The 25821-nt window shown below is 42.3% G+C and carries 23 protein-coding genes, 1 tRNA gene and 2 pseudogenes; 10 read left to right on the plus strand and 16 right to left on the minus strand.

Annotation, left to right across the window (positions count from 1 at the left end):
• Positions 1-70: 70 nt before the first annotated feature.
• The gene (locus V7L29_RS21320; RefSeq protein ID WP_334736744.1) at positions 71-286 is read right to left on the minus strand and encodes a hypothetical protein; all 216 of its coding nucleotides are present in this window, start codon (positions 284-286) and stop codon (positions 71-73) included.
• A 223-nt stretch (positions 287-509) separates the two neighbouring features.
• Here V7L29_RS21320 and V7L29_RS21325 point away from each other — a divergent pair, with 223 nt between their 5' ends.
• Entirely contained in the window at positions 510-1136 is a 627-nt protein-coding gene (locus V7L29_RS21325) for a retropepsin-like domain-containing protein (protein WP_334692805.1), read from the plus strand.
• Between the two features lie 4 nt (positions 1137-1140).
• Here V7L29_RS21325 and V7L29_RS21330 read toward each other — a convergent pair whose 3' ends face one another.
• The 4 genes and pseudogenes from V7L29_RS21330 to V7L29_RS21345 all read right to left on the minus strand — a co-directional run.
• On the minus strand, positions 1141-2025 hold the full coding sequence (locus tag V7L29_RS21330) for a LysR family transcriptional regulator (protein WP_334736745.1): 885 nt from the start codon (positions 2023-2025) through the stop codon (positions 1141-1143).
• Positions 2026-2327: 302 nt separating this feature from the next.
• A pseudogene (locus tag V7L29_RS21335) lies at positions 2328-2800 on the minus strand (hypothetical protein); the annotation flags it as partial.
• A gap of 116 nt (positions 2801-2916) precedes the next feature.
• Positions 2917-3114: a hypothetical protein gene (locus tag V7L29_RS21340; protein WP_334736746.1), complete on the minus strand. Its 198-nt coding sequence runs from the start codon at positions 3112-3114 to the stop codon at positions 2917-2919.
• 14 nt (positions 3115-3128) lie between these two features.
• Positions 3129-3422: pseudogene (locus V7L29_RS21345) on the minus strand (ABC transporter permease subunit); the annotation flags it as partial.
• Positions 3423-4128: 706 nt separating this feature from the next.
• Here V7L29_RS21345 and V7L29_RS21350 point away from each other — a divergent pair.
• A complete protein-coding gene (locus V7L29_RS21350) occupies positions 4129-4686 on the plus strand; it encodes a hypothetical protein (protein WP_334692807.1) in 558 nt (185 codons plus the stop codon).
• A 77-nt stretch (positions 4687-4763) separates the two neighbouring features.
• Complete coding sequence (locus tag V7L29_RS21355; RefSeq protein ID WP_334692808.1) at positions 4764-5408, plus strand: DUF3318 domain-containing protein; 645 nt, start codon at positions 4764-4766, stop codon at positions 5406-5408.
• 100 nt (positions 5409-5508) lie between these two features.
• On the opposite strand, the gene V7L29_RS21360 is transcribed toward V7L29_RS21355, so the two are convergent.
• On the minus strand, positions 5509-6306 hold the full coding sequence (locus tag V7L29_RS21360; protein WP_334692809.1) for a 7-carboxy-7-deazaguanine synthase QueE: 798 nt from the start codon (positions 6304-6306) through the stop codon (positions 5509-5511).
• Positions 6307-6504: 198 nt separating this feature from the next.
• Here V7L29_RS21360 and V7L29_RS21365 point away from each other — a divergent pair, with 198 nt between their 5' ends.
• On the plus strand, positions 6505-7554 hold the full coding sequence (locus V7L29_RS21365; protein ID WP_334692810.1) for an anti-sigma factor antagonist: 1050 nt from the start codon (positions 6505-6507) through the stop codon (positions 7552-7554).
• A gap of 349 nt (positions 7555-7903) precedes the next feature.
• Here V7L29_RS21365 and V7L29_RS21370 read toward each other — a convergent pair whose 3' ends face one another.
• The 5 genes from V7L29_RS21370 to rsfS form a co-directional block, all read right to left on the minus strand.
• Positions 7904-9361: a YcjF family protein gene (locus tag V7L29_RS21370; RefSeq protein WP_334736747.1), complete on the minus strand. Its 1458-nt coding sequence runs from the start codon at positions 9359-9361 to the stop codon at positions 7904-7906.
• A gap of 104 nt (positions 9362-9465) precedes the next feature.
• Positions 9466-9542, minus strand: a tRNA-Met gene (locus V7L29_RS21375).
• Positions 9543-9589: 47 nt separating this feature from the next.
• Positions 9590-10543: an asparaginase gene (locus tag V7L29_RS21380; protein WP_334736748.1), complete on the minus strand. Its 954-nt coding sequence runs from the start codon at positions 10541-10543 to the stop codon at positions 9590-9592.
• A gap of 86 nt (positions 10544-10629) precedes the next feature.
• The gene (locus V7L29_RS21385) at positions 10630-11130 is read right to left on the minus strand and encodes a CGLD27 family protein (RefSeq protein WP_334692813.1); all 501 of its coding nucleotides are present in this window, start codon (positions 11128-11130) and stop codon (positions 10630-10632) included.
• Positions 11127-11585 (minus strand): ribosome silencing factor, encoded by a 459-nt coding sequence (gene rsfS, locus V7L29_RS21390; protein WP_334736749.1) that lies wholly within the window; start codon positions 11583-11585, stop codon positions 11127-11129. Before rsfS ends, V7L29_RS21385 begins: the two co-directional genes overlap by 4 nt.
• A gap of 596 nt (positions 11586-12181) precedes the next feature.
• On the opposite strand from rsfS, the gene V7L29_RS21395 reads away from it, so the two are divergent.
• Positions 12182-12451: a hypothetical protein gene (locus tag V7L29_RS21395; RefSeq protein WP_334736750.1), complete on the plus strand. Its 270-nt coding sequence runs from the start codon at positions 12182-12184 to the stop codon at positions 12449-12451.
• 148 nt (positions 12452-12599) lie between these two features.
• On the opposite strand, the gene V7L29_RS21400 is transcribed toward V7L29_RS21395, so the two are convergent.
• Positions 12600-13871, minus strand: a complete 1272-nt coding sequence (locus V7L29_RS21400; protein WP_334736751.1) for a glycosyltransferase family 4 protein — start codon at positions 13869-13871, stop codon at positions 12600-12602.
• A 286-nt stretch (positions 13872-14157) separates the two neighbouring features.
• Here V7L29_RS21400 and V7L29_RS21405 point away from each other — a divergent pair, with 286 nt between their 5' ends.
• From V7L29_RS21405 to V7L29_RS21425, 5 genes are all read left to right on the plus strand, one after another.
• Positions 14158-15336: a DNA cytosine methyltransferase gene (locus V7L29_RS21405; protein ID WP_334736752.1), complete on the plus strand. Its 1179-nt coding sequence runs from the start codon at positions 14158-14160 to the stop codon at positions 15334-15336.
• A 170-nt stretch (positions 15337-15506) separates the two neighbouring features.
• On the plus strand, positions 15507-16187 hold the full coding sequence (deoC, locus tag V7L29_RS21410) for a deoxyribose-phosphate aldolase (RefSeq protein WP_334692818.1): 681 nt from the start codon (positions 15507-15509) through the stop codon (positions 16185-16187).
• A gap of 127 nt (positions 16188-16314) precedes the next feature.
• Positions 16315-17244, plus strand: coding sequence for a DNA repair protein RecO (gene recO / locus V7L29_RS21415; RefSeq protein WP_334692819.1), 930 nt, complete (start codon positions 16315-16317; stop codon positions 17242-17244).
• On the plus strand, positions 17231-18871 hold the full coding sequence (locus V7L29_RS21420; protein WP_334692826.1) for an MFS transporter: 1641 nt from the start codon (positions 17231-17233) through the stop codon (positions 18869-18871). The genes recO and V7L29_RS21420 overlap by 14 nt, the downstream gene beginning before the upstream one ends.
• Positions 18872-19225: 354 nt before the next feature.
• The gene (locus tag V7L29_RS21425; protein ID WP_334692820.1) at positions 19226-20371 is read left to right on the plus strand and encodes a glycosyltransferase family 4 protein; all 1146 of its coding nucleotides are present in this window, start codon (positions 19226-19228) and stop codon (positions 20369-20371) included.
• Between the two features lie 636 nt (positions 20372-21007).
• Here V7L29_RS21425 and V7L29_RS21430 read toward each other — a convergent pair.
• The 4 genes from V7L29_RS21430 to V7L29_RS21445 form a co-directional block, all read right to left on the minus strand.
• The gene (locus V7L29_RS21430) at positions 21008-21871 is read right to left on the minus strand and encodes a peptidase (RefSeq protein ID WP_334736753.1); all 864 of its coding nucleotides are present in this window, start codon (positions 21869-21871) and stop codon (positions 21008-21010) included.
• Between the two features lie 10 nt (positions 21872-21881).
• Entirely contained in the window at positions 21882-22115 is a 234-nt protein-coding gene (secG, locus tag V7L29_RS21435; RefSeq protein WP_334692822.1) for a preprotein translocase subunit SecG, read from the minus strand.
• A gap of 129 nt (positions 22116-22244) precedes the next feature.
• Entirely contained in the window at positions 22245-23843 is a 1599-nt protein-coding gene (gpmI, locus tag V7L29_RS21440; RefSeq protein ID WP_334736754.1) for a 2,3-bisphosphoglycerate-independent phosphoglycerate mutase, read from the minus strand.
• Positions 23844-24064: 221 nt separating this feature from the next.
• Positions 24065-25759, minus strand: a complete 1695-nt coding sequence (locus V7L29_RS21445) for an ABC-F family ATP-binding cassette domain-containing protein (RefSeq protein ID WP_334736755.1) — start codon at positions 25757-25759, stop codon at positions 24065-24067.
• Positions 25760-25821: the final 62 nt, after the last annotated feature.

Raw genomic sequence — 25821 nt, forward strand, 5'->3', positions numbered from 1 at the left:
CTCAGTTCTTAATACGCCCCCCCAAACGGGTTTTAACCTGATTATTTATTCTCCCACGAATATGGTCTGTTTATTTCCGCCGACCTGTACTAGTTACCTGCAAAATTCTTTGAGTAGCTAAAAATATTTCTTGAGGAGGTAGTGAGTTAACCTCTCTTAACCAAGTAATTACTCGCTTACTGCCTACTTCCCTAATTACACCCCCAACTCGTTCAAAAGTTTCATCTCTTAGCCCTTTAACAATCCAATCAGCAAGCATAAAGGTGACTGTAACTGGTAAACTCACAATTTTTTCCTAGTTGCTAAAATTTCAGCAGCGCGATGTCTGGTAGCCAGTCGCTTCGATTCTGCACAGCAAATACCCGCGCTTTACTAAGTATTCCCAATTTGAGTTGTAGTTTGTGCAATAGCGATCGCTCTTTTTAACCAGAAGATGCAGAGCGATCGCAGATACAATCATAAGTTAAAGGCAATCCAGTAGAAAATGGCTGAAATTGTCACCAAAATCTATGAATAAAACACCCTCTGCCGATGAAAGCCAGCAAATGCTGAAGTGGTTAAACCAGAATCGCCAAATGTTATTAGATTTATATAAAAATCAATATATTGCTTACAATGCTAATGGCTTAATTGCTCATAGTGAGAATTTGCGTGAAGTTCTAGAATTGGCAGAAGCGTCAAAGCAGATATTTTCAATTTACTTAGTACCGCTTCGCACTGCTTCTATCCAAATTCTACCAATTCGCTTTCGTACAGTTGCTCGGCATGACTGGCAGCCAAATTATCATATAAAACTGAAGCATAAAGATATAGAAATGTCTACAACGATGTTAGTAGACTCTGGTGCTGAATTAAGTTTAATTTCCTTCAAAGTTGGTCAAGATTTAGGCTATGCCTTGGCTGATGCAGAATCAAAATTATTAGCAGAAACCATTGGCGGAAGAGTTGAGTATGTTTTACGTAATGTTGAAATGACAATTGATGAACACAGTTTTATTGCTGCTGTGGCATGGTTACAAACTAATACAGGTGGAGAGCAATTACTTTTAGGAAGAGAAGTTGTATTTGATAAATTTAATATTGAGTTTAGGCAAGCTGATGAACAAATTATTTTTACATGGCGTGCAGACAACTAATCAGTTAACCACAGATACTTCTGACAACTTGCAGAAATTCCCTTAGTACAGGTGTCATATCTTCTTCTCGCCACACTATAGCCGTTTCTACTAATGGTGTTTTCTCCTCTACAGTACGATAAACTACACCAACCCTTTGAAGATTTTGCAATGAAGATGGGGCGATCGCAATCCCCATTCCCGCTGACACCAATCCAATAATTGTCTGCATCTGAATCGCTTCTTGAGTCACTTTTGGGTTGAAATTTCCTTGCTGGCAAAGGCTGACGATTTGATCGTAAAGTCCAAAACCCAGGTGGCGAGGGAACATGATAAAGTTTTCGTTTATTAGCGATCGCACTGAGATACACTGTTGTTCAGCTAAGGGATGAGTTTCTAGCAAAGCCACAATTAAAGCTTCTTGTTGAATGCACTCTTGATTGAGTGTGTTGTCTTCTAACGGTGGATGAGCAAAGCCTACATTAATGTGGTGTTCCTGTAGCGCTTGTTCCTGCTGAGTTGTGGTTAATTCCTGCAATACCAACTCTACTTCTGAAAACTGTTCTCGAAACCGCCGCAAAATCACAGGAAGCAAATTGTAAGTTACTAAACTAGTAAACCCAATTCGTAGTTGTCCCTTTTCACCTCTTCCCGTTTTTTGAGTTAGCTCAATTGCCTTTTCCAGTTGAGCCAAAAGTTGATAAGCTTCTTGCAAAAACACTTGTCCAGCTTCGGTTAGCTGTACCTGTCGCTTGGTTTTGCGCTGAAACAGTTCTACCTCCAATTGCGCCTCTAGTTGCTGAATTTGCTGGCTTAAGGGAGGTTGAGCAATGTGCAATCGCTCGGCGGCTCTACTGAAGTGCAGTTCTTCAGCGACAGCAATAAAGTAGCGCAGGTGTCGCAATTCCATTTTTTTGATATTTTATAAGTTTCAATTTTATTTAAATATATCTTGGACATCTGAAAACTACCTGCCTATGATACTCATACAGATATCGTAGGGAGTCAGAGCGATGCCAGAGAAGTATACTCCAGGCTATTCGAGCAATGCGACGAATTTTATGGCAAATCACTTTCTTATTACAAGTGGCTCCAGCAGCAGAATAATGGTAATCCTTACGTAGGTAGAGAGTTACGCGCTTTGCTGCAAGAAACTGGGTTTACTAATATCAAAGCTTCCGTTTCTTATCAATGTTATGAGCCGCTGAGTGCGATCGCAGGAATAACGCTACGTAAGGCTTGAGGTAGGGCAATTAATATCACTACCAAAGGTGTATTTAATCCTAGTGCAATCGCTGCTTCAATTTGTCCGCGAGGAATTGATTGGAGTCCACCGCGCACGTTTTCTGCCAATAACCAGAGGCGGGATGTAAATTCCAGTGGTAAAACGACTAACAAAGCACCAATGATGAAAGCAAACAAAGTAATTCCACGCTTTGTTAACTGTTGCTTGCCAAAGAATACACCCCCAGTTATTGCGCCTAAAGTCGAAGCGATCGCCAGCACAATCCAAGTTCGCCAATATAGCGTTTGCGGAAACCTACAACTAAAAATAAACGTAAATTAACCTGAATTACCGCCCATTGTGCTTGAGTTATTGCCCAAGTTAGAACTCCTCGTACTACCCAAAACAGCAATACCAAACAGACAACAGTTAACAAGCTGTTGTACCAAGTACTAAACAGGTTTTTACGTAGCTAAGTTAATTGAGAATTTGTCATTTGTCATTCTTAAAGACTCAACTTGCGAGTTCAAAGGCTCAGCTTGCGAGTTCAAAGGCTCAACTTGCGAGTTCAGAGGCTTAACTTGCGTAGTTCAGAGGCTCAACTTGCGAGTTCAAAGGCTCAACTTGCGAGTTCAGAGGCTCAACTTGCGAGTTCAAAGGCTCAACTTGCGAGTTCAAAGGCTCAACTTGCAAGTTCAAAGGCTCAACTTGCGAGTTCAAAGGCTCAACTTCCGAGTTCAAAGGTTTAAATGTCAGCTTCAACAGTTTCCTCATTTCCTCCATCTCCCTCATCTCTCTTTAATTTGCACGGTGCGATTGAACAAATTCATAACTATGGAGATAGTCAAACTCAGGGTGAGATAGGTGAGCATAATCAGTAATATCACTTCTACGGCTTTCCCCGTTTGGTTAAAAGTGGTGGAGGCGACAAAATAAATATCAGGGTAGCCGATGGCGATCGCTAAACTGGTATTTTTCGTTAAATTAAGATACTGACTCGTTAATGGTGGAATTATTACCCGCAAAGCTTGAGGAAAAATCACCAGCCGCATCACCAACCCTGGTTTTAATCCTAGCGATCTCAAAGACTAGGGGGGCGATCGCTAGAATTAAAGCTGATTTACGCATAAACTTCATTGATACTAGACATCAAAAATGTATTGCTCACTACAATCATTCCGTGAAAACAATTTGTTGCTTGTAATATAAAACTGTACCAGCTTCTGTGCTATATTTATTCGCTTTTAAAAGCGGTAGTTTAAGTTTTTACTTATATTTTCAAAAGCCTCAGATGCTATGTATAAATTATCTCAACTTGGCTTCATCTTTCGATAACTGTTTCAAATCTTGCCACCATACTTGCTCTAGCAATACATTCATTAAACCTAGAAGATAGTATTAAAATTTAAGTTAGTTAGTGCTATATACTTGACTGAGTAAAATCTTAAAAAAAGTGATTATCGCTTCTTTAATAATCAGTAATAGTCCTTCATAAAATATAATTCACAGCGCCGAATGATCATCTGTTTTTTCTATCTTCAATGCCCAATGCCCCTCAAAACTTTTGAGTGACTTCGGCGTGATCCCTCAGTCGAACGCTGAGTGCTGAGTAGGGAATCTCACTTCTTTACTCAGAACTCGGAACTCGGAAAAGAGAAACTGTTTTGCCCCGTGCCCTAATTGCATACTTCTATGTGATTAGAAGTAGCCACACCAACCTAAACAACTACCCCTAGCAGGTTAAACTAGGTCTGTTAACAGCTGCTCCACGTTCCTTATGAGGCTTTTATGGGAGCTAACCTCAAACAGATTGCCAACTATTTAGACAACCTTGGTTGGGACTACCGTTTTGATGATCAAGAAGACCGAATTATAACAGGTGTGGAGGCTGATAACCTAGAAGATTTCCTAATAGTTGTCCAGTTGGATGAAGAGGGAAAATTTTTCCGGGTATTTGCCCCTCAAGTTCTGGCAGGAATTCAAGATCATCCTTACAAGGGAGCTATCCTACAGACAATGCTTGCTATTTCCTGGGAAACCAAAATGTTGCAATGGGAGTTTGACCCATCCGATGGCGAAATCCGTGCCATTATTGAGTTTCCTCTAGAAGACTCGATTCTCACAGAAAAACAATTTCACCGTTGTCTGAGTGGGTTAATTCAAATTGTGGATAGTATAGCGATACCTCGCCTGAAAGAAGTGATGATAACAGGTCTTGATCCGGGGAATATTGAACTTGGGGAAAGACTGTTACTCAGTATCCAGGAAGAAGCCCCAGGATTACTAGATTTGCTGGAAAAGGCAATGGAGGCGCGAAAAAAACGAGGAAGTTTTCCCAGTGAGTGAGACGGATCATCACTTAAATAGCTATACTCCAAAGTGATACCCTCACTATATACTGAAATTTTCTGGGGCTGGATATTATGACATCCTATGCAACCTCCTCTGCCAAAGCGGAAATGAGTGAACTCCGGCGGTTGAAAGGCTTACTACCGCCAGAATTACAGAGCTGGGTCACGGTTGAAGGCACAACTGAGGTCAATCCACCCCTGGTTCGTTGCGAAGAAATTGGTAAAGACCAGGTAGAAATTCAAATTGACCTTGTGAAATGGGATGCCCTCGCAATGGATCAGCGTAATCTGCTGTTCTGGCATGAAGTTGCTCGCGTTCAAAATGACACAATTCCTAAAGATGGTTGGGAAATGGCAGCACTAGCCATCGGTTTAGGTGGTGCTGTAGGCGAATTGTGGGTACAAGATGGATTGCTGCTGGTGTTAGCTTTGTCGCTATGTGGTGTGTCAGGCTGGCGACTATACCAAAAAAATAATGGAGAAAAGCAACTAAAAGAATTGCTCAATGCTGATGAGAAAGCGATCGCTTTGGCAACTCGTTTTGGTTATAGCCTCCCCAATGCCTACAAGAGTCTTGGTAGTGCCTTGAAAACCCTGATTGACAATACTCCTAGTAAGCGCCAACGGTCGAGATACGAAGCAAGACTATCTGCACTCAAACGCAGTGCCAATAAGGCAAAAGCTAAATCTAAAACTACAGATGAGGGTGGGTTCTAATTAGTTAGGAGCAAAGCGGAGACGCTCCGCCTCCGGTTAGGAGTTATGAATGAACTCCAAGCTTCTAACTACTAACTCCTCACTCCTGACTCTTCACTCTTCAAAGCTGGTTCAGCATTTTATGCGTCTGAGGTATCACACGCACATACTTGACAAACCGCTTCATTAAAGCTTGCCATGTCAAAACTTGATCAGCCGTAGGGGAAAGTACAGGTATTGGGGAGAATTGTTCAGATGCTACCAAAGGCGTAACAGGTTGTAAAAATACTGAGATATCCGGACTAACCTCTGCCACCAGCAAAGCTGAACTTTCCAACTCGGCGGGATCTGTGTTTTGAGACACAATTATCTTGACAAAAACATTTAAATATGAATCATGACATAATTGGAGAAATTTACTATGTTCTTGCCAATAACTTTCGCCGCTAACACTGGGCAATTTGAAATCCATCCCAACAGAGTCTAAGTAGGGAAGAATCATCGCCAGTTGTTCTGGGCGATGTCCGCCGGTTTCTAAGTATATGGGTAAACCAGTTATGGCTCGCACTTGGGGTAGAAACTGCATTAAAAATGGGGCATGAAGAAGTGGTTCACCCCCGGTTAAGCTAATGCTATCGTGTAGACAAGGTAGATTTTGTCGTTCCACCCATTCAATTAAGATAGGTAATGGGACTGGGTTAGAGTGGATTTCAAAGTCGCGCAATCCAGGTGATCGCTCTATCCGACAAGTAGCAGGTGCATTCCAAGTGTGGGCACTATCACAAAAGTGACAGTGCAAATCACACAAAGCAAAACGAATAAAAATCTGACGTGTCCCTACATTCAGTCCTTCCCCTTGAATGGCAGAAAATACCTCAATCAGGCGTGCAGTAGGTGTAACCGTAGTTTTAGCAATCATTTGATCAGAGCAACGCGATCGCGCTGCGTCGGCACAACAGCAAGGATGTTTTTTGGCTTCTTGTTCTATTGTGAATCGTCGCTGGCGATCTCCAATTTCAGCCCCGGTAAATAGCGATTAGTCCTTATTACTACTGATTTCAATATTAGGTTAGGTAATTTTTTAGGACAAAATAATGTTTGGCAGATTACATTATACATGGCAACGAAAGTGCAGAGCTTCATGACTAGCCAACCGACAGAGGTCGATTTTCCAGTTAATTCCTTAAACGATACGGCTATAGTGCAGGTGCCCAGGCGGTTGAGTGTGCTGGAGGCTTTAGGCTTTAAACAAACCTGCCAAGGCTTAATCCAGCCCAATTCACATCCCAAGCAAATCATCATTGACTTTCACCAAACTACTTTTATGGATAGTAGTGGTTTAGGTGCGCTGGTCAGTAATCTTAAATACGCTCAGGTGAAAGGGATTACATTAACACTGCAGAATGTAACACCTCAGGTAATGTCAGTCCTAAAACTCACAGGATTGGATCAGGTTTTTCCTTTAGAGCCTGTGGACGATGGGTCGCTAATAGAACAAGAAGACTTAGTAGATAATCGGAAGACAACTTCCCGTAAAGTAGAGCAGTTACCCACTACTCACCCTTCTGTGGCATCTTGGATGAAGCGGTTATTAGACATTGTCGGGTCAGTGATCGGTTTATTAATTACAGGAGTTTTGTTTATTCCGATTGCGATCGCTATTCAAATTAATGATCCCGGGCCCATTTTCTTTAGTCAAACCCGTTGTGGTTGGATGGGAAAGCGGTTTAAGATTTGGAAATTCCGCTCTATGTATGTGGATGCGGAAGCCAAGAAATCCCAAGTCAAAAACCAAGTGCAAGGTGCCTTTTTCAAGAATGAGAATGACCCCAGAATTATCAAGGTAGGGCGCTTTTTACGGCGAACTAGTCTTGATGAATTACCCCAATTTTGGAATGTCCTCAAAGGAGAGATGAGTTTAGTAGGTACTCGACCACCTACACCCGATGAAGTGGAACGCTATGAAGTACCAGAGTGGCAACGTTTAGATGTTAAACCTGGTATGACTGGCGAATGGCAAGTAAATGGACGTTCTACAGTCCGTAGTTTTGAAGATGTAATTCGCCTGGATTTGCAGTATCAAAAAAATTGGAGTTTGGTGTACGATTTAAAGCTAATTTTCAAAACTATAGCTATGCTGTTTAACAGAAACAGTGGTGCTGTTTAGCTAACTACCTTTATTCACAATTTTTTGGTAACTCCCAATCACGATAATTCTTAAATACACCCAAGTCCATTTAGGGCTTGGGTAAATTTTAGGTTTACCTACAGTTTTGTATTAAGTTGGTTTGTTATTGTTAGTTTTAGCTTCTTTGGCTAGATTGAAGTAATATTCGGATTGCTATAGTTTCTAACAAATCTTTTTTAAAAACACCTTCTGTGTTAGTAAGATAAGGCATTTTCATGATTTACCTATCCTCAAAACAGGAGTGGTAACGATTACTATATTTTTCAGCCTAATGCAAAGGCGCAAAGACGTTAAGAAAAAATCTGCGCCTCTACGCCTCTGCGTGAACTTAACCCACCGCCTTCTGAACACCAACTACTTCAACCTGCTGCACCTCTGGCAACAAACGCTTCATGCCTTGCTTAACAAACCCCTGCAAAAAACCCATCTGCTGATTTTGCCCAAATACCTTTTGCAACGTTTGCCGCAAATTCTCTAAATTCAAATTAGTCCCAGAATCTATTGCTATTTCTTGCTGTTGGAAATACTCAACTAGACTTAACCCTCCTACTCTAGTCAGATAAGCTGCACTTACTCCCTGCACGACACCACCAGCAACAAAGGTAACGGCATTACTCTTAAGAATAGTACTAATAGCCTTTGTAGAAAGTTCAACTAAACCCAGTTTCAGCATCAAACTTCCCATTGTTCCAGCTACGATTTGTGCCTGTTCCAGGGAAAATTTCTGCTGATAGATATTACCCAAATCCATTACCATCTGAGCATTAATTGCCGCAGTCGCTAGGATGTCAAGGGCTGGGACTGGGTTAGCAAAGGCAGCAGCGGCAGCTATCCACTGATATTGTTCAATAATTGGGGTGGCGCGATCGCGTCTGGTTCCATTCAGCCAGTTTTTAGCCTCAACTTTCAACAAACTGGCTTTCCTCATCGTAGTTACCCAAACCAGCCGTTGTCCCTGCTGTGCCAAAACTTCATCCAACTGCTGCGTCAACTGCTGGATATCTGGTGCTGGTTGTTCCATCCACTCTTGCACAGAACCATCAGCCTCATGCTTTCGTACTTTGATGGCAATAGGAGAGGTCGCAGTTGCAACTACATTTCCCTGCATCCGCTGTTTTAATGACAGCAAGATGCTGGCGCTTTCATCGACTAAATACTGGTCTTGTTTGTTGAGAACCAGGATTGTAGGCTGATTTGCTGCTTTTAGCTGCTGTAAAGTTTGAAATTCTGAGTCTGTCAAATCACTATTTGTCAAGAACAGAACAAAATCAGATTTTGCTACTTCTGCCAAAATAGCCGCATCTGAATTGTCACCCGCTTCTCTAAACAAAGGTGCTGTCTCTTCTAAAGACACCAGATTTTGTGTCTCTAAATTTTGCTTTAGTACTTGAATTAAAGTGCTTTTACCCACAGATTTCCCGCCAGTCACAGCCACTTTAATTTTTTGCCTGTCTAATTCCAACAACAATTGGGCAACTTGTTCTCTGAGTATCTCTAAGGCTGTATGATTTTCTGCTTCTTGCGCCAGTTGGTTTATTACGGCTTCAGTTTTAGTGATCGCACTTTCCACAGCCGCCCGATCAACGAATATAGCATCTAGCTGCTCTAAACTGTTTTTCGGGCGATTTTGTTGAAATAACCACAAACCACCGCCTACAGCTAAGGCACTCAATAAACTAAACTCACCCACCTGCATTATTGAATGATGCCAACTTTGTAACATCCACAGAGAAAAGGACAGTCCCAATCCTCCCACTAAAATTGGTCGCTGCAACTTCACAACCATGATTCTCCGCACTTTTTGGATGGCTATTTCTTCCAGAATAGATCAAAATAAAACAAAACCCTCCAATCTTTAATGATTGTAGGGTTTTTGTTTTATCTTTTATTTGGTGGCGGGAAGTGGATTTGAACCACTGACCTTCGGGTTATGAGCCCGACGAGCTACCAGGCTGCTCTATCCCGCGTCGCTCTTGACTTTTATAGCATAACCTAATAGTCAAGAGTTTGGCAACTATAAAAATGATAATTCTCCAATTACTTCTAAACGCTTGTATTTTCCTAAGGTGACAAACTTTTCTGAAAGGCTTTCTGCGGCGCTGGGACTAATCCAACCCATTTGCTGGAGTAGGTGAATAGCAACGGCATGTTTTGCCCGTTTTGCCCCATCCATGACTTTAATTGCCAATCCCATGCCTTCACCGAGTCTACCAATGCACTGCACTCCTTCGGCACCAGCTTTGCTGACCAGTTCTCCAGGAGTTAAACGCATCAGTTCCGTATCAAATTCTCCATCTCCTGCTACCATAGCGGGGTGATGAGTCATAGCACGGACGATGCGCTCCATATCCAAATTGGTACTAGAGGCTAGCAACGCATATAAAGACGCCATATGACCAAGTTGCATCAGATAAGTTGGTGCGCCACAGTCATCATGAGCGCTGATAAATTCTTCAGCTGGCATTCGCAGCAACTCTGCTACTTTGCCTAAAATTAATTGCTGTATTGGGTGCTTGCGATCCAAGTAGTTATTCAAGGGCCAATGGCGTTGCTGACAAACGGCTAACATCCCTGCATGTTTACCAGAGCAATTGTACTCCAAAGGACTCTGCTTACCTTCAGGAATCGGACATTGGAGGATAGTTGGGTCAAGATCGGCCCGCCAAAGGATGTTAAAGACCTGTCGGACTTGCTCTATTGTTCCTCTGTGGGAACTCGTGATAATTGCTAAGTCGCGATCACTGAGGTCATAACGTTCCAGTGTACCTGTGGTGGTGACTGCGAGTGCCTGAAATGGTTTGAGGGCTGAACGGATAAATGCAGCAGTTTCAGAATTTCCGGCAACGGTTAGAACCCGTCCTCGTTCGTCGCATACAACAGCTTGGACTATATGCCTAGATTCAATAATACCTTCCCGCAGCAACCGGACTTCCAGTGCTGTGGCTTGAGTTCGTTTTCCCATTGTCATGGGTTTATATTTATTACCTTTTTTAATTATTAGTCATTAGTCATTAGTCTTTAGCTAATGACTAATGACTAATAACTAATGACTTTTTAAAACAAATGCCAAACTATAGTACCAATAACGTACATTCCCGCCAAGCCAGCAAAGGTAAATTGCAACCGCCGCAGAATCGGTTTGATTTCGTATGAAACAATCAAGCGATCGCGGTTGAGGAGTTCCTGTGGCTTCGTCCAAGTTTGACCGTCGTACCAGCCTGACTCTTCATAAAAGACTGTGGGACTGCAAAGGCGATCGCACACGTAGAACCAGCCTAAGTACAACCTTACCAGTGCTAGCACTACCCCGACACTCGCTCCGGCTGCACCACAGAGGATAAAATGTGCAATATACTTGTGAGGCGGAAAACTTGCCGCAGCTACAGGCCCTGCTAAGAGCCAAGATAAACCCCAAATCCAAACAATTTTCGTGATATACTCGCGCCAATCTAAAGTGCTATCACGAAACAGCCAGGAAGTTTTTAACTCTTCATACTCATTGAGCGGTTGTTGGTCTGTGGGAACTGGGCAATTTGAAACCGAAGACCTAATCATGTTGGCTTACTTTCACCCTGATCAGATTCTGGAAGGGAAATACGTTCTGCATGAATCCAGAACGCTTCTAAATTATAAAACTCCCGTTCCTTGGGCATCATGATGTGAACGATCACATCACCGTAGTCTTGTAGTATCCAACTCCCCTCGGCTTTTCCTTCTGTCCTTAAGGGATGCCGTTGCAACTCAGTTTCAACTTTTCCTTCAATTGCTTGAGCGATCGCCCTTACTTGTACCCTTGAATAGCCAGTCATCATCACAAAGTAATCCGCCAGGTAAGATACATCTGCTACTCTGAGCAATACAATCTCACCTGCTTTACGGTCTGATGCAGCTTCGGCTATCGTTGCAGCTAATTTTTTGCTCGATTCTTCGGTTTGGGCGTGGCTCTTTACCACACTCTTCGTGAGTGGGACAGATTGTAATGGGAAATTTCCTTGGAAATAATCAGTCATTAAACCTCAGGTGCTTTTTTTTGAAACAATTGTTTATATTTTTTTACAAAAAACAAACAATTGATCTGAAAATGTGTCAATAGGTTTTTTTGAATACTAACAAAAAACAAGTGTCTATGGGGGTTAGTTTGATAATTGACTGTTTAGATTTCGATATCAGCAATCAGTAGTTGCGGATGGCTATTGTGCAGCATTAAATCAACCAATAGCTTCCCAGCAATAATTTCCGGCAAAAATAATCGCAGACTAATCAAACAGCCTAAGATGTAAAGCTAGTGCAAGCATAAGGCACAAGCAAACAAAGCATGTAAATTAAGGTTTTGTTACCTTTTTCAACTAGATAGTTATTTCCGTTATGCTGTATTAATAATTTGCAAGTAACCCCACATCTATGCTTTAGGCTATCTACTAAAAACTACAATACAACACAGCAGATTCATGCCTGGTCTACCAAAAGTGTGATTGGCATATGTGTATTAGTTAGTATTACGGGATACTAAAGCACTCCTTTAGTATGGATAAAAAATTGGTGTTCCCACAGATTGAATGAAGTAAAGTTATGGGATTTTTGGTTCAACAACGTCCCGAAAACTCCCTTGTCTATTGCTCAATACGCTTGGGTTAAGCCTTTTTTCTCTGTTCTTGCTTCCTGGAGTTTGCCTAGCGTCTCCAACAGGAGAAGTTCTGATGCCTACGGCGGGCTACGCCAACCGATAGCGCAGCCTCAACCTTACCAGAGGCTGCGCCAACGAGTCCGCGAAGGTCAAAAGCCGTTCCTAGAGACGCTCCACGTAGCTTGCTTCCACGAAGTGGTACGGCTCAGACTTCTCTGTGCCTGCCTCAACAGATACATTTCCTTAACCTAAGCGTATTGGTATATTGCTATATATTTTTCAATATAATTAACTCCCCTCAAAATCTGTTGCTATTTAGATATTAAGGGTAAAATTGCAACTTTCACAAGTCTAATCGCACTGAAGGCGGGGGTATGTAATCTAACTCTATTGCCGTAGATTAAACTTCTTGTTTTCTAACTCTTGTGGACTGAATTGCTCCACGATCTGCTGTTAATGAGTAACACAACGACTCATACTGATTTAAAGCTTGCTCAAAAGCATAGTGTTCAACCGCATATTGGCGACTTTTATAACCTAGAGTTTTGACTTTTTCGGGGTTTTGATACAAATCTAAAATTGCCATTGCTAAAGCTTGGGGATCTTCTGGAGGAACGATAACTCCGCCACCACTTTGCCTGATGGCTCTTGCTGCTGTACCGTTATCAGGGACAGAGGCAACCAAGGCCCCTCCACTGGCAAGTAGCACTTGAATTTTTGACGGCATATTGAAGGATACAACATTTTTCTTTTGCACCACCAAGCCAACATCGGCAGCTGCCAACATTTGTGGCAAATATTTGCGGGGTTGAAATGGCAGTAGCAAAACATTATCTGCACCGCAGTCTAGACATTCTTGTTGCAATCGCTGTAAACCTTTTGCCTCTCCAACGATGACAAAAACAATATCTGGGATATGGCGCAACTCAGAAGCAGCTTTGACGACGCTTTCTAAGCCTTGGGTTAGGGCAATGTTACCAGAATAAAGTACTACAAATTTGCCATTCAGATTATGTGCTGCGCGGAAAGGGTTATTTTCTTTAGGCAAAGGGCAGATAAAATTTACATCAACCCAGTTGGGAATTTGCACAATTTTGTTAGCTTCTACGCCCTTAGCTCGCAAATTGTCCACAAACCCATCGGCGATGACGCTAATTTTACTAGCAGTGTGGTAAGCAAATTTTTCCAACACTGTAAATAACTGTATAAGCAATTTATTTTTCAGTAGACCGACGTGGACTGCTGCTTCTGGTAATATATCTTGTAGATTTAAGATTACAGGACAAGCACGTAACCATCCTAAAAGAGCGACTGGTACACAGCTTGGCAAGGATGGCGATGTTGAGAGAATAACATCTGGGCGCCAACCGATCAGGGCAGGCACAAAACTAGTGACAACGAAACTAGCATCTAGTAACACCCGATCTAATAGGTTGGGTTGGGGACGAATCCAAACGTAACTGCGTTGAATTTGAACGCCATTTTTGTATTCGTTGACATACCACTTGCCCCGATATTCCTGGTAAATTTGACGCTCAGGGTAGTTGGGCATAGCGGTAACTACGCGTACTTGATGCCCACGCTTCACTAGTCCCTCTGCTAATTCGGTCATCAGTGGGGCAATACCAATTGGCTCTGGATAGTAGTTGTAGGAGTAAATTAAAATCCGCATAAAAATTAGTCCGAAGTAACCCGGTTTTTTATTTAATGACAAATATTTGTCTTAAACATGATTTGGAGCTTGAAAACTCCTATATTTAATTGTGACTTCAGACTCTTTTTCTGTCAGGGATTTTCCTTAAAGATTGAGTAAACTTTGATATTAAATACTTAGGGAAACTGTGAATTTTTTTTACTATTTAAGTAGTATTTAAAATGTTTAATTCTGAATGGTACGTAGGTATAAATGCTATATTTTCCGATATTAATTAAGACTGTTTCACAATACTAGTTATTGAATGAGCGATCGCCCTTGTATTTTCTCCTTTTTTGCTGGTTCAGGTTTCCTAGATTTAGGTTTTGAAACCAGCGGTTTTAATATTGTTTACGTCAATGAAATTTTTTCCTCATTCATGGCTGCATACCGCTATTCACGGCAGGTTCTGAATCTACCGTTGCCAGAATACGGGTATCATGACAAAGAAGCAGGAGACGTAACCCAACTTCTCCAAGGTTTACAAACACAGCACCTCCAGGAGTTAGTACAAGACTGCCGCAAATCTAATAATATTGTGGGCTTCATTGGCGGGCCTCCCTGTCCTGATTTTTCTATTGGTGGGAAAAATAGAGGGCGTTTAGGAGATAATGGCAAGCTTTCCGCTTCTTACGTTGAATTAATTTGCCGCAATCTTCCAGATTTTTTTTTATTTGAGAACGTTAAAGGGTTGTGGAGAACAACAAAGCACCGTTTATTTTTTGAATCACTCAAGCAACAATTACTCGAAGCAGGCTATATATTAACAGAGCGGTTAATTAATACTATTGAATATGGTGTACCCCAGGATAGAGAAAGAATTATTCTCATTGGTTTCCGAAATAATTTTCTCCAGGATAGAGGAATAAAAATTGAAAATGAAAATTTACTACCTGAGGTATATTTTCCGTGGGACGATCACATTTTATATCCTCAAAAAAATGTTTTTGCTTATCCTTGGCGTAAGTGCGAACCATTCCAAGAAAATTCCATAAAGCCTTGTCCAGATGGCATCCCTCAAGAACTCACCGTAGAATACTGGTTTAAAAAAAATAACGTTCTGAAGCATCCCAATACTGAAAACTGTTTTCAACCAAGGGCAGGGTTCACAAGATTTGCTGCTATTGATGAAGGAGATGATTCTAAAAAGTCTTTCAAGCGTCTTCACAGATGGCGTTACTCTCCAACAGCTTGCTATGGAAATAATGAAGTACATTTGCATCCCTATAAAATCCGGCGAATATCTGTGGCGGAAGCTTTAGCCATACAATCTATGCCCGCAAACTTTGTACTTCCAGAGAATATGTCGCTCACAAATATGTTTAAGACTATTGGTAATGGCGTACCATACTTAGCATCGAAGGCCTTAGCCAAAACTATTATTAACTTCTTAGGAACTGGTGTGACAAATGCTGTTGATATTCCTCACCTTACGACTGCCTAATGTCAACTTAAATACTTACAGTAATTCCGCGACATCTACAAAGCCAACATCTAAGAGAAGTCAGCAGCTTGTTTTCAGAATAAACTCGTAATAAATATGGTTTAATATATATATAAGAAATGTTTTAATTTTTTATAAACTTTAATAAACAATCACTGGCAGAAAACACGATGGCAGCAGACTATCCGGACATTGATATTGCGCCATTCATAGATCACGCCCTGTTAACGCCAACGGCTACTCCAGAGCAGGTTAAGCAGTGGTGTGAAGAAGCATACAGATTCAATTTTGCGGCGGTTTGCTTGTACCCTGCCTATGTCAAACAAGCAGTCGAACTCCTCCACGGCAAGAACCCGAAAGTCTGTACGGTAATTGGGTTTCCTGCTGGTGCTACGACTTCAGCAGTAAAACTGTATGAAGCTCAAGAAGCGGCGGATAGTGGGGCCACTGAGTTGGATGTGGTAATGAACTTGGGCTGGTTGAAAGCTGGTAAAACTGAAGAAGTTCACCGAGAGATTGCCGAAATTTGTGAAGAAACTGGGCAAACTGTTAAGGTAATTTTGGAAACCAACCTGCTGACAGATGCGGAGAAAAAAATAGCTGCTGAAATAGCTATGGAGGCGGGAGCGGCATTCTTAAAAACTAGTACAGGTTGGAATGGTGGTGCAACAGTGGCAGATGTGCAACTTTTGCGGGAATTGGTAAAAGAAAGGGTGGGAATTAAGGCTTCGGGTGGTATCCATACTATCAATCAAGCCCTAGACTTAATCGTAGCCGGTGCGACTAGATTAGGCACATCTCGCGGTATCGATTTGATCCGCCAGCGCGATAACCTGGGAAAGGGTGAATAGTCATTTGTTTCTCGTCCTACCCTGCGGGAAGCCGCGGGCGCGTCTATGTCATTTGTGTTTGAAGTTCTGGCCTCAGATAAAACTTCTCTATTTGTCCTAATGACTAATGACTAATGACTAATGACTAATGAGTAGAACCTACAAAGCAACCGGGATTAATCTTAAAACCCAGGTGCTGGGAGAATCAGATAAAATAGTGACGATTTTGACACCAGAGTTCGGTCTGATTCGAGCAGTGGCTCCAGGGGCACGTAAGCACAACTCCAGCCTGGGCGGCAGGAGTGGTATGTTTGTTGTGAATGAACTATTGATTGCGAAAGGGCGATCGCTTGATAAAATTACTCAAGCACAGACGTTAAAAACTTATCCTGGTTTAGCTAAAGATTTGGGAAAATTGGCAGCCAGCCAGTATTTAGCAGAAATAGTCTTGTGTCAAGCTTTGAGCGAACAACCTCAAGAAGAACTTTATGAGTTGTTCAATGAACATCTCCATCGATTGGAGGCGTTGTCTAGTGCAAATGCATCTGGTGTTTTGGCTCATCTCGCTCATGGGGTGTTTCACCTTTTAGCCTTAGCAGGAGTGACGCCTCAAGTGCAAGTCTGCTGCATATCTGGGCGCTCCCTTAAGCCAGACTTTACAAACCCCAACTGGCAGGTAGGATTTAGCATCCCTGCGGGTGGAACAGTTTGCTTAGAAGCTTGGAAACGTTTACGAACAGAGGCAGACAAGGAGAGGGGGATACAAAGAAATTTATCTTTTTCTCCATCATCCAATCAGCACATTATCTCATCACCTCCAAAACCTGGCTCCCAAACAGTTATTGTGCATCGACAAGAAATACCTGTGATTTCTAGTCGTCTGGGTGCTATGGAACTGGCTTTGCTTCAACATCTGTCACAACCAGAGATAATGCAAATTGATGGTGTTAGAGATCATAACTGGTTATCTGTTGAGCAGATTTTGCGCCAGTATGCTCAGTCTCAATTAGGTCGCCCTATTCGCTCTGCAACTTTGATCGATTCTTATTTTGCTGCCAACCATGATGCAACCGTCTGATTTGGATAAAAAAATCCTGCCTTTGTCACCAAGCCTCGTTAAAAAACAAAATAGGGCATTAGATTCTACAGTCAGGAATCACTTGAGTGCCGTTTCTAAGTGTACACCTAGTCAAATCAATAGCCAAGAAATGTCCCCAAAAGACGTTTCTCAAAACGATCAAAGTTGGACAGAGGAGATCCCAAAAACTGATGTTCCAAGTCAATCAGAAACACAATCTGAGGACAAATTAACCATTGCTGAGGTAGATAGCAACGAGCAGAGTTTGCCAGCAACCTCTCCTTCAGAAAAAGAACCACCCAAATTAGATGGGTCTGGTTTATCTGGAGAAACTGTTTCGGAGAATGTAACACCGCAGGGGTTTTTGCCTGTATTAAAAAATCCTAATTTCTTGGCTCTTTGGGGCGGTCAAGTTTTCTCGCAACTAGCAGATAAAGTTTATTTGGTGCTGATGATTGCTTTGATTAATACTCAGTTTCAGGGTAGTAATCAGAGTATTAGTGGTTGGGTATCAGCCTTGATGATGGCTTTTACTATTCCAGCCGTATTATTTGGTTCTGTTGCTGGCGTGTTTGTGGATCGCTGGTCGAAAAAGGCTGTGCTGGTGGCAACGAATATTTGGCGCGGCGTCCTGGTTTTGTCAATTCCCTTCCTGCTGTGGTTGACTCATGATTGGCAACCAATAGGAGTGTTGCCAGTAGGTTTTCTAATCATCCTGGGTGTAACTTTTTTAGTTTCCACACTGACGCAGTTTTTTGCACCGGCAGAACAGGCAGCAATTCCTTTGATAGTAGAAGAACAGCATTTACTCTCGGCAAATTCGCTTTACACGACAACGATGATGGCATCAGTGATTGTTGGGTTTGCCGTCGGAGAACCGTTGTTAGCGATCGCCGATGGACTTTGGCTGCAAATTGGTGGTAGTGGTAGTTTAGGTAAGGAATTTTTAGTAGGTGGTAGTTATGCGATCGCTGGACTAATTTTATTCCTCATGGCAACTAATGAAAAACACCACGACCCCGATACAGAATTTCCCCACGTATTCTCTGACTTGCGGGATGGTTTTGCCTACCTCAAAGCAAATCAGCGTGTTCGCAATGCTTTGCTTCAGCTGATTATCTTGTTTTCTGTCTTTGCAGCATTAACTGTTCTAGCCGTTCGCATGGCAGAAATAATTCCCAACATGAAAGCTTCCCAGTTCGGCTTTTTACTAGCAGCCGGCGGTGTTGGCATCGCTGCTGGAGCAACAATTCTCGGTCAATTTGGTCAACGCTTCTCTTATACCCAACTAAGTCTGTGCGGTTGTATGGGTATGGCAGCATCCCTGATTGGTCTATCAGTATTTACAACCCAACTGTGGCTAGTCTTGTTATTGGTGGCACTATTAGGTATCTTTGGGGCGTTAGTGGCAATTCCTATGCAAACCACAATCCAAACACAAACACCTCCAGAAATGCGTGGTAAAGTCTTTGGCTTGCAGAACAATGTCATTAATATTGCCCTCTCCTTACCTTTAGCATTAGCAGGTGTAGCAGAAACCTTTCTGGGATTACAGGTAGTTTTTTTGGGATTAGCTGCGATTGTCTTTTCAGGAGGTATATTAACCTGGTATAACTCACATAAGTAGTCATCAGCTAACAGGCGTTATTATTCATTACCTGGAACTAATTAGTAATTTACTTAAAGCTTTTGTGTTCATGGTAAACTGTGGTCAGTGAAAATTTATCACATACTTGCTGGATATGAATCTGACATTAGTCAGAATAAGTTGTTTAAATATCAGAGATTAACAACTTATAAGTAGAAGAAATAAAGCCATAAATCTACTGGTTTAATCAGCTGAGAATAAGCTTTTTAAACTAGAGTCTTATGGGAATTTTTAATAAATAAAAAAACCAGCAAGTATAGCTAGATAAAATAAAAATCACCAAGGACACAAAAGTAATAGATCAAACCCGCTTTTCTTACAGCTAAATAAAGAATGCGTATAGCCTGGATTGGAAAAAAATCGCCCTTTTGCGGCAATGTCACCTACAGTCGAGAAGTTACAAACGCCTTGCATAGGGAACATCAAGTTAGCTTTCTTCACTTCGCCCAGGAAGAGTCTGAACCTGACAATTGGCCGAATCTTCGAGAGGTTTCTCTCCCTTTCATTTACAAGTCCCAGGTTTATACAATTCCCACTTTTAAAGCGACCAAACTTTTAACAGAGTCACTACGAGAAATCAAGCCAGATATAGTCCATGCTTCCTTGACTTTATCTCCTCTAGACTTTGTTCTACCAGAAATCTGTGAGGAACTGAGGTTGCCCCTAATTGCCACTTTTCACACACCGTTTGCTGGCAAAGGGGCAAAGCTGATATCGGGAACACAACTTTTGGCTTATCAGCTCTACGCACCTTTTTTAGTTAACTACGATCGCGTGATTGTATTTTCCCAAATTCAGCGAGAATTATTGGCACGGATGGGCGTGCGGGAAGAAAATATTGCCGTAATTCCCAACGGTGTTGATACTGCTAAGTATTCTCCAGGATTTTCTCAAGTTAAAGCAAAATTTAAAGCTGAACGCTTGTTTGTCTATCAGGGCCGAATAGCCCCAGAGAAAAATGTCGAAGCCCTACTCCGGGCTTGGAAGCAGTCTGCAATGGAGCCCGGTAGTAAGTTGCTAATTGTTGGTGACGGCCCTTTGAAGTCTTCCTTAGAGCCATTTTATGGTTCAGAATACGGTATTATCTGGTTGGGGTTTGTCGCTGATGAAAACCGACGCATTGAAATTTTGCGAGGCGCAGATGTATTTGTTTTGCCTTCATTGGTAGAAGGTTTATCCCTATCTCTGTTAGAAGGAATGGCATGTGGTTTGGCTTGTTTAGCAACAGATGTGGGTGCAGATGGAGAAGTATTAGAAAAGGGCGCAGGTGTAGTTATTAGTACCAAAACAGCGCGATCACAGTTAAAAACCCTCTTACCAGTGTTGCAAGACCATCCAGAGTTAACAACCTTACTGGGGCAAAAAGCCAGACAGCGTGTATTAGACCGCTATACCCTCAGTAAAAATATTACTCTACTGGAAGAACTTTATAAACAAGTTTTAGCACAGCGACCTCTACCGCTAAGTCGCAGAGCTTAGAGAAAGGGAAAAAGTGCTATCCCTACGGCGGGCTGCGCCTACGCATTTTTACGCTCATCACTGGTCTCCAGATGCATCAGGTGCAGTTTAGCTTTTCTTCATCAGTTTTATATTCGGTTTTAACCTTGCTCCAATAATCAGCGCAGAAGAGTGGCGAAATCCCGATATTTGGCGAGTAGAACTTTAGCAGCTTGAAAATATTCTTAATACTCAAAGAACAGACGGTGTTCGCTTTAATTTCTTATTGTAACTTAGACAAAAAACACCCAAAAAAGAGCCTCAAATCTATATACAGAAGGACTTTGACATCGTTAGGCTTAATTTATTGATATATCTGGGTTTAGGTCATTTTTGAGTATTTGATGTATTCCCCTTACCCTGTATGGGTTTGAGACTTGTTTATCCCGAAAAAATGTTTAAGTCCTGTTATTGGGACTTAGACAAAAAACACTCAAAAAATCGCCTCAAATTTATATACAGAAAGACTTTGACATCGTTAGGCTTAGTTGATTGATATATCTGGGTTTGGGCTATTTTTGAGCATTTGGTGTATTTCCCTTACCCTGCAAGGGTTTGAGGCTTGTTTATCCCGAAAAAATGTTTAAGTCCCGTTATCTAATATTCGTAATGAAAATATTAGGAATGCTTTGAAAGGACACCTGCTACAGCATCTCTTCTAGCAAGTGAAGAAGATTTTGAATTATCCACTAAATACCATCCTAAACTTGTTGACTGTTGATAAACCCGCTTTAGAGTATTTACATCTCTGGCAGAAATAGGCGACGGGTTACGAACTTGAGAAAAATATAAAGCATCGGTTTGTAGCGGACTATGACCCCAAATTCCCAGTGCATGACCGAATTCGTGGCGGGTAGCTGCAATGAGATACTCACCTGTTTGACTTGGGCTTAAAAAGATGGTGAAGCGGTGGAATAAAACTTTGTTGCTGGTGTATAACTCGTAAGTAGTTTGTGCCGATCGCGCACGGGGTATATTACTACCAGGGGAAATTTGTAGAGGTGGCGCTTTTCGTACAATTGTAATATCAGCAATTTCTGGCTGTTCGACTATTGTCAAAGGCAAATAAGTACTCCATTCTTGCACACCCTGCAAGACACCGTTAACCCATGCTTGAGCTTGTTTTTCGCTGACAGCTTTTGGTGGTTCTAAGTAAACTCGAACGGGAAATTGTGACCAGACTAAATAACCAACTTGGGTTGTTGTGACTTGGGAAAAGTAATCACCACTGTTAGTGCTATCTTGCCATTGTGCAAGTGTAAACGGTAAAGGATGAGGTTTTGGGGAAGATAAGATGGGGAGAGAGATTATTAAGTCTGAATATGGATGTTTTGGTATGATTGTAAACCCATAGCTCAACTGGAGATTAGTAAAAACGATTAACAGCGCTGTGCCAATAAATAAGGCAAGAGCTGTAATTAACCGCCGTGAAATTAAATTTATTAGGGTGTTAAGTATCGCGTATTGGGTTCTTCTCCCCATTGATTTATCCTTATTTAGGCAGCCAACCAGCACTTAAAACTACTGTTAAACCAAGAAAAATTACTGTTAATGCCCAAGTAATTCGGTTTAAGGTATTTTCTGCACTCTTGGTGCTGGTAAACAACTGCGCTTGTCCACCAATGGCTCCAATGCCATCACCTTTGGGGCTATGCAGTAAAACCAAGATAATCAAACCAGTGGCGGAAAATGCCCAAATGCCTTGCACAATATTAGAAGCTGTCATGGTAGGAATCTCATTTATAACAAGTTTTAAAAAACAGGAGTCAGGGTTGGGAGTTAGGAGTTAGGAGTTAGGAAAGTTTTAATTCATCACTTTTCACTATTAACTCCTCACTATTAACTCCTAACTCTTTTACAGCCCTACTTGCACGGGGGTGCGAGTGCGTTGTAGCTCATATTCTGCTGTTTTCAGCAGCGATCGCCCTGTCATTTCTGGTGGCTGAGGCAGTTGTAAAATCTCTAGAATTGTCGGGGCGATGTCGGATAGCTTGCCATCGCTTCGCAGTTCGACATTTGTACCATATCCAGGGATTTTGACTTTCTCTCCTTCCACCAAAATCAACGGGACTGGATTAGTGGTATGAGCTGTCCAGGGATTACCCCTTTCATCTAGCATATACTCAGCGTTGCCGTGGTCGGCAGTAATAATTGTTGTACCGCCAGCTTTGATAACGCTTTCTAACAAGCGTCCCAAACAACGATCAACTGTTTCAACTGCTGTAATGGTAGCTTCGATTTGACCAGTATGCCCTACCATGTCTGGGTTAGCATAGTTGATTACAACTAGGGAATATGTACCCTTTTGAATCGCAGCGATCACTACATCTGTAACTGCTGCTGCTGACATCGCTGGGGCGTGATCGTAAGTCGCTACCATCGGGCTGCTTACTAGTTCCCGATCTTCTCCGGCAAAAGGTTCTTCCAGACCCCCATTAAAGAAATAGGTGACGTGGGCGTATTTTTCTGTTTCGGCGGTGCGGAACTGATTCAAACTATGATTGGCTATCACTTCTCCCAGAATATTATTGAGGTTCTGAGGCTCAAAGGCTACAGCCACGGGTAAGTCTGAATCATACTGCGTAAAGGTGACAAAGGACAACGGTGTGATTTGCTGTCTTTCAAAACCGTGAAATGTGGGACTGACCAAAGCCTGAGTCAGTTGTCTGGCGCGATCGGGGCGGAAGTTGAAAAATATCACCCCATCCCCTGGTTGTATTGCGCCGGGAGCAATTCGGATTGGGTTGACAAATTCATCTTTTATCCCCAAGTCGTAAGATGCTTGCAAGACTTCCACAGCCTTGAGACCATTACCAACACTATCTTGTATCATCATGTCGTAGGCGCGTTTGACCCGATCCCAGCGGTGATCGCGATCCATCGCGTAGTAGCGACCGCTGAGGGTAACTATGCGCCCAATTCCTGTGCGGTCTATATAATCTTGTAGCAGCGCGATCGCTCTTATACCCTCAGTTGGGGCGGTGTCACGACCATCGGTGATGGCGTGAATACAAACTTCTGAAATTCGCTGGTCTTTGGCTAAGTCAAGTAGTCCGAATAGATGGGTGATATGCGAATGTACCCCTCCCTCAGAACAAAGCCCGACTAGATGCAGCTTGCTATTCCGAGAACGAACTTCCTGGCAAATTTTGACAAGTGCTGGGTTTAAAGCAATAGAGCCGTCTTCGACTGCATCGGAGATGCGTACAAGTTCTTGCGGTACCACTCGCCCAGCCCCAATATTCAAATGACCAACTTCCGAGTTGCCCATTTGACCTTCTGGCAACCCTACGGCTTTTCCTGATGTGTGGATGAGGGTATGCGGGTAAGCTGCCCATAAACTGTCCACGATGGGAGTTTTGGCAGCAATAATGGCGTTTCCTCGCGTTTGGTCGCAGTAGCCCCATCCGTCTAAAATGACTAGCACCACAGGAGCAACAGGTGCTTTGGTCATAGTAAAATTGCCCTTTACTTTTTGTAATACCCGAATGATACCACTGCTAATCCACGCCGCAAGTGAATTTTTGCTTATTAACTTTTTTTATAAAGGACTTGCAGTCTTTTTAAATATTTTTTTAATTTTAGTAATTTTCCTGTGATGTTTTTAAACGCTAATAAGGAGTTGTTACTTAGTAGTAGCATTTTCGTGCTACTACTAAATCCTTTTCTAGTTTTTCATTTCCTTTTTGTAGCAGCTTTAGCAGCTTTAGCAGCTTTTTTCGCTGCTTTTTCGGCTTCTATTGCAGCTAACTTTGCCTGTTCTTTTTCTTCGGCAATTTTCTGGAGATAGTAATGATAATCTCCTAAATAGACGCGAAATTCTCCATCACGAATTTCGACGATTTTATTTGCTACTTGAGAAATAAAGTAGCGGTCATGAGAGACTACAATTGCCGTGCCATCATAGTTTTGTAGTGCCTCTTCCAGCATTTCTTTAGCTGGAATATCTAGGTGGTTTGTCGGCTCATCTAAAATTAGTAAGTTTGCGGGACGTAAGAGCATTTTTGCCAACGCTAGACGAGCTTTTTCTCCTCCACTTAATGCCCCAACTGCCTTAAATACAGTGTCACCAGTGAATAAAAATCGTCCCAAAAGTGTGCGGACTTCTTGATTATCCCAGTCTGGAACTTCATCATGGATAGTTTCCATGACAGTTTTCTTCAAGTCCAAAGCTTCAGCTTGATTTTGCTCAAAGTAACCGGGGATAACGTTATGATCGCCTAATTTAACGCTACCTTCTGTGGGTGGTTCCATACCCATAATCACGCGCAGAAGGGTAGATTTTCCGGCACCGTTGGGGCCAAGAAATGCTATGCGATCGCCCCTTTCAATTAAGAGATTTGCTCCCAAAAACAAAATCTTATCATCATAGATATGAGTTAAGTCTTTAATTTCTACTACCTCGCGTCCACTGCGGGGTGCAGGTGGAAAGCGGAAGTGTAAAGTTCTTACTCCAGCTATAGGTGCTTCAATGCGCTCAATTTTTTCGAGTTGCTTTTCCCGGCTTTTTGCCTGGGTACTGCGGGTAGCACTGGCGCGGAATCTATCAACAAAGGTTTGCTGTTTCTCTAATTCTTTCTGTTGGCGTTCGTAAGCACTAAGTTGTGCTGATTGACTTTCGGCTTTTTGTGACAAATATGCTGAGTAGTTACCAAGGTAAGTACTGGAAACACCACGTTCAGTTTCCACAATTTGCGTGCAGAGGCGGTCAAGGAACTCTCGGTCATGGGAGACTATTACCATTGGCGTAATCAGCCCCTTGAGGTAATTCTCCAACCACTCAATGGTTTCTAAATCTAGGTGGTTAGTCGGTTCATCCAGCAGCAACAAGTCGGGTTTTTGCAGGAGGATTTTACCTAAACTCATCCGCATCTGCCAACCACCACTGAAGGCACTGACGAGGCGATCGCCATCTTCTAGCCCAAACCCCATTTCTGGTAAAATTTTCCCGATGCGTGCATCTAAGTTGTAGCCATCCAAGGCTTCAAATTTACGCTGCAAGCGATCCAACTTGTCGATCAGTCGCTCCAGTTCCTCTGGGGTAGCCGTTTCCATTTCTCGTGGTATGTGCGCCAGAGATAACTGTACTTCGTTGGCTTCTTTAAAAACAGTCCAAAATTCTTCTTTAACGGTGCGGGTGGGGTCTACTTCAAACTCTTGGTTGAGGTAAGCTATATGTAAGCTATTAGGACGGATAATTTCGCCAGCAGTAGGTTCAATTTCCCCAGAGATAATTTTGAGTTGGGTAGATTTTCCAGCACCGTTGACACCGACTAAGCCAATGCGATCGCCTGGTTTAACTTCCCAGTTGATATCTTTGAGAACTTCGCCTGTGGAATAAATTTTACTTATATGTTCTAGTCGCAGCATTAAGTTTCTCTCAGGTAGGGAGTGGGTGGTTGAGGACGAAGTACTAACACCGCCTCTAATAT

Source organism: Nostoc sp., assembly GCF_036916575.1.
Classification (GTDB): Bacteria; Cyanobacteriota; Cyanobacteriia; order Cyanobacteriales; family Nostocaceae; genus Nostoc.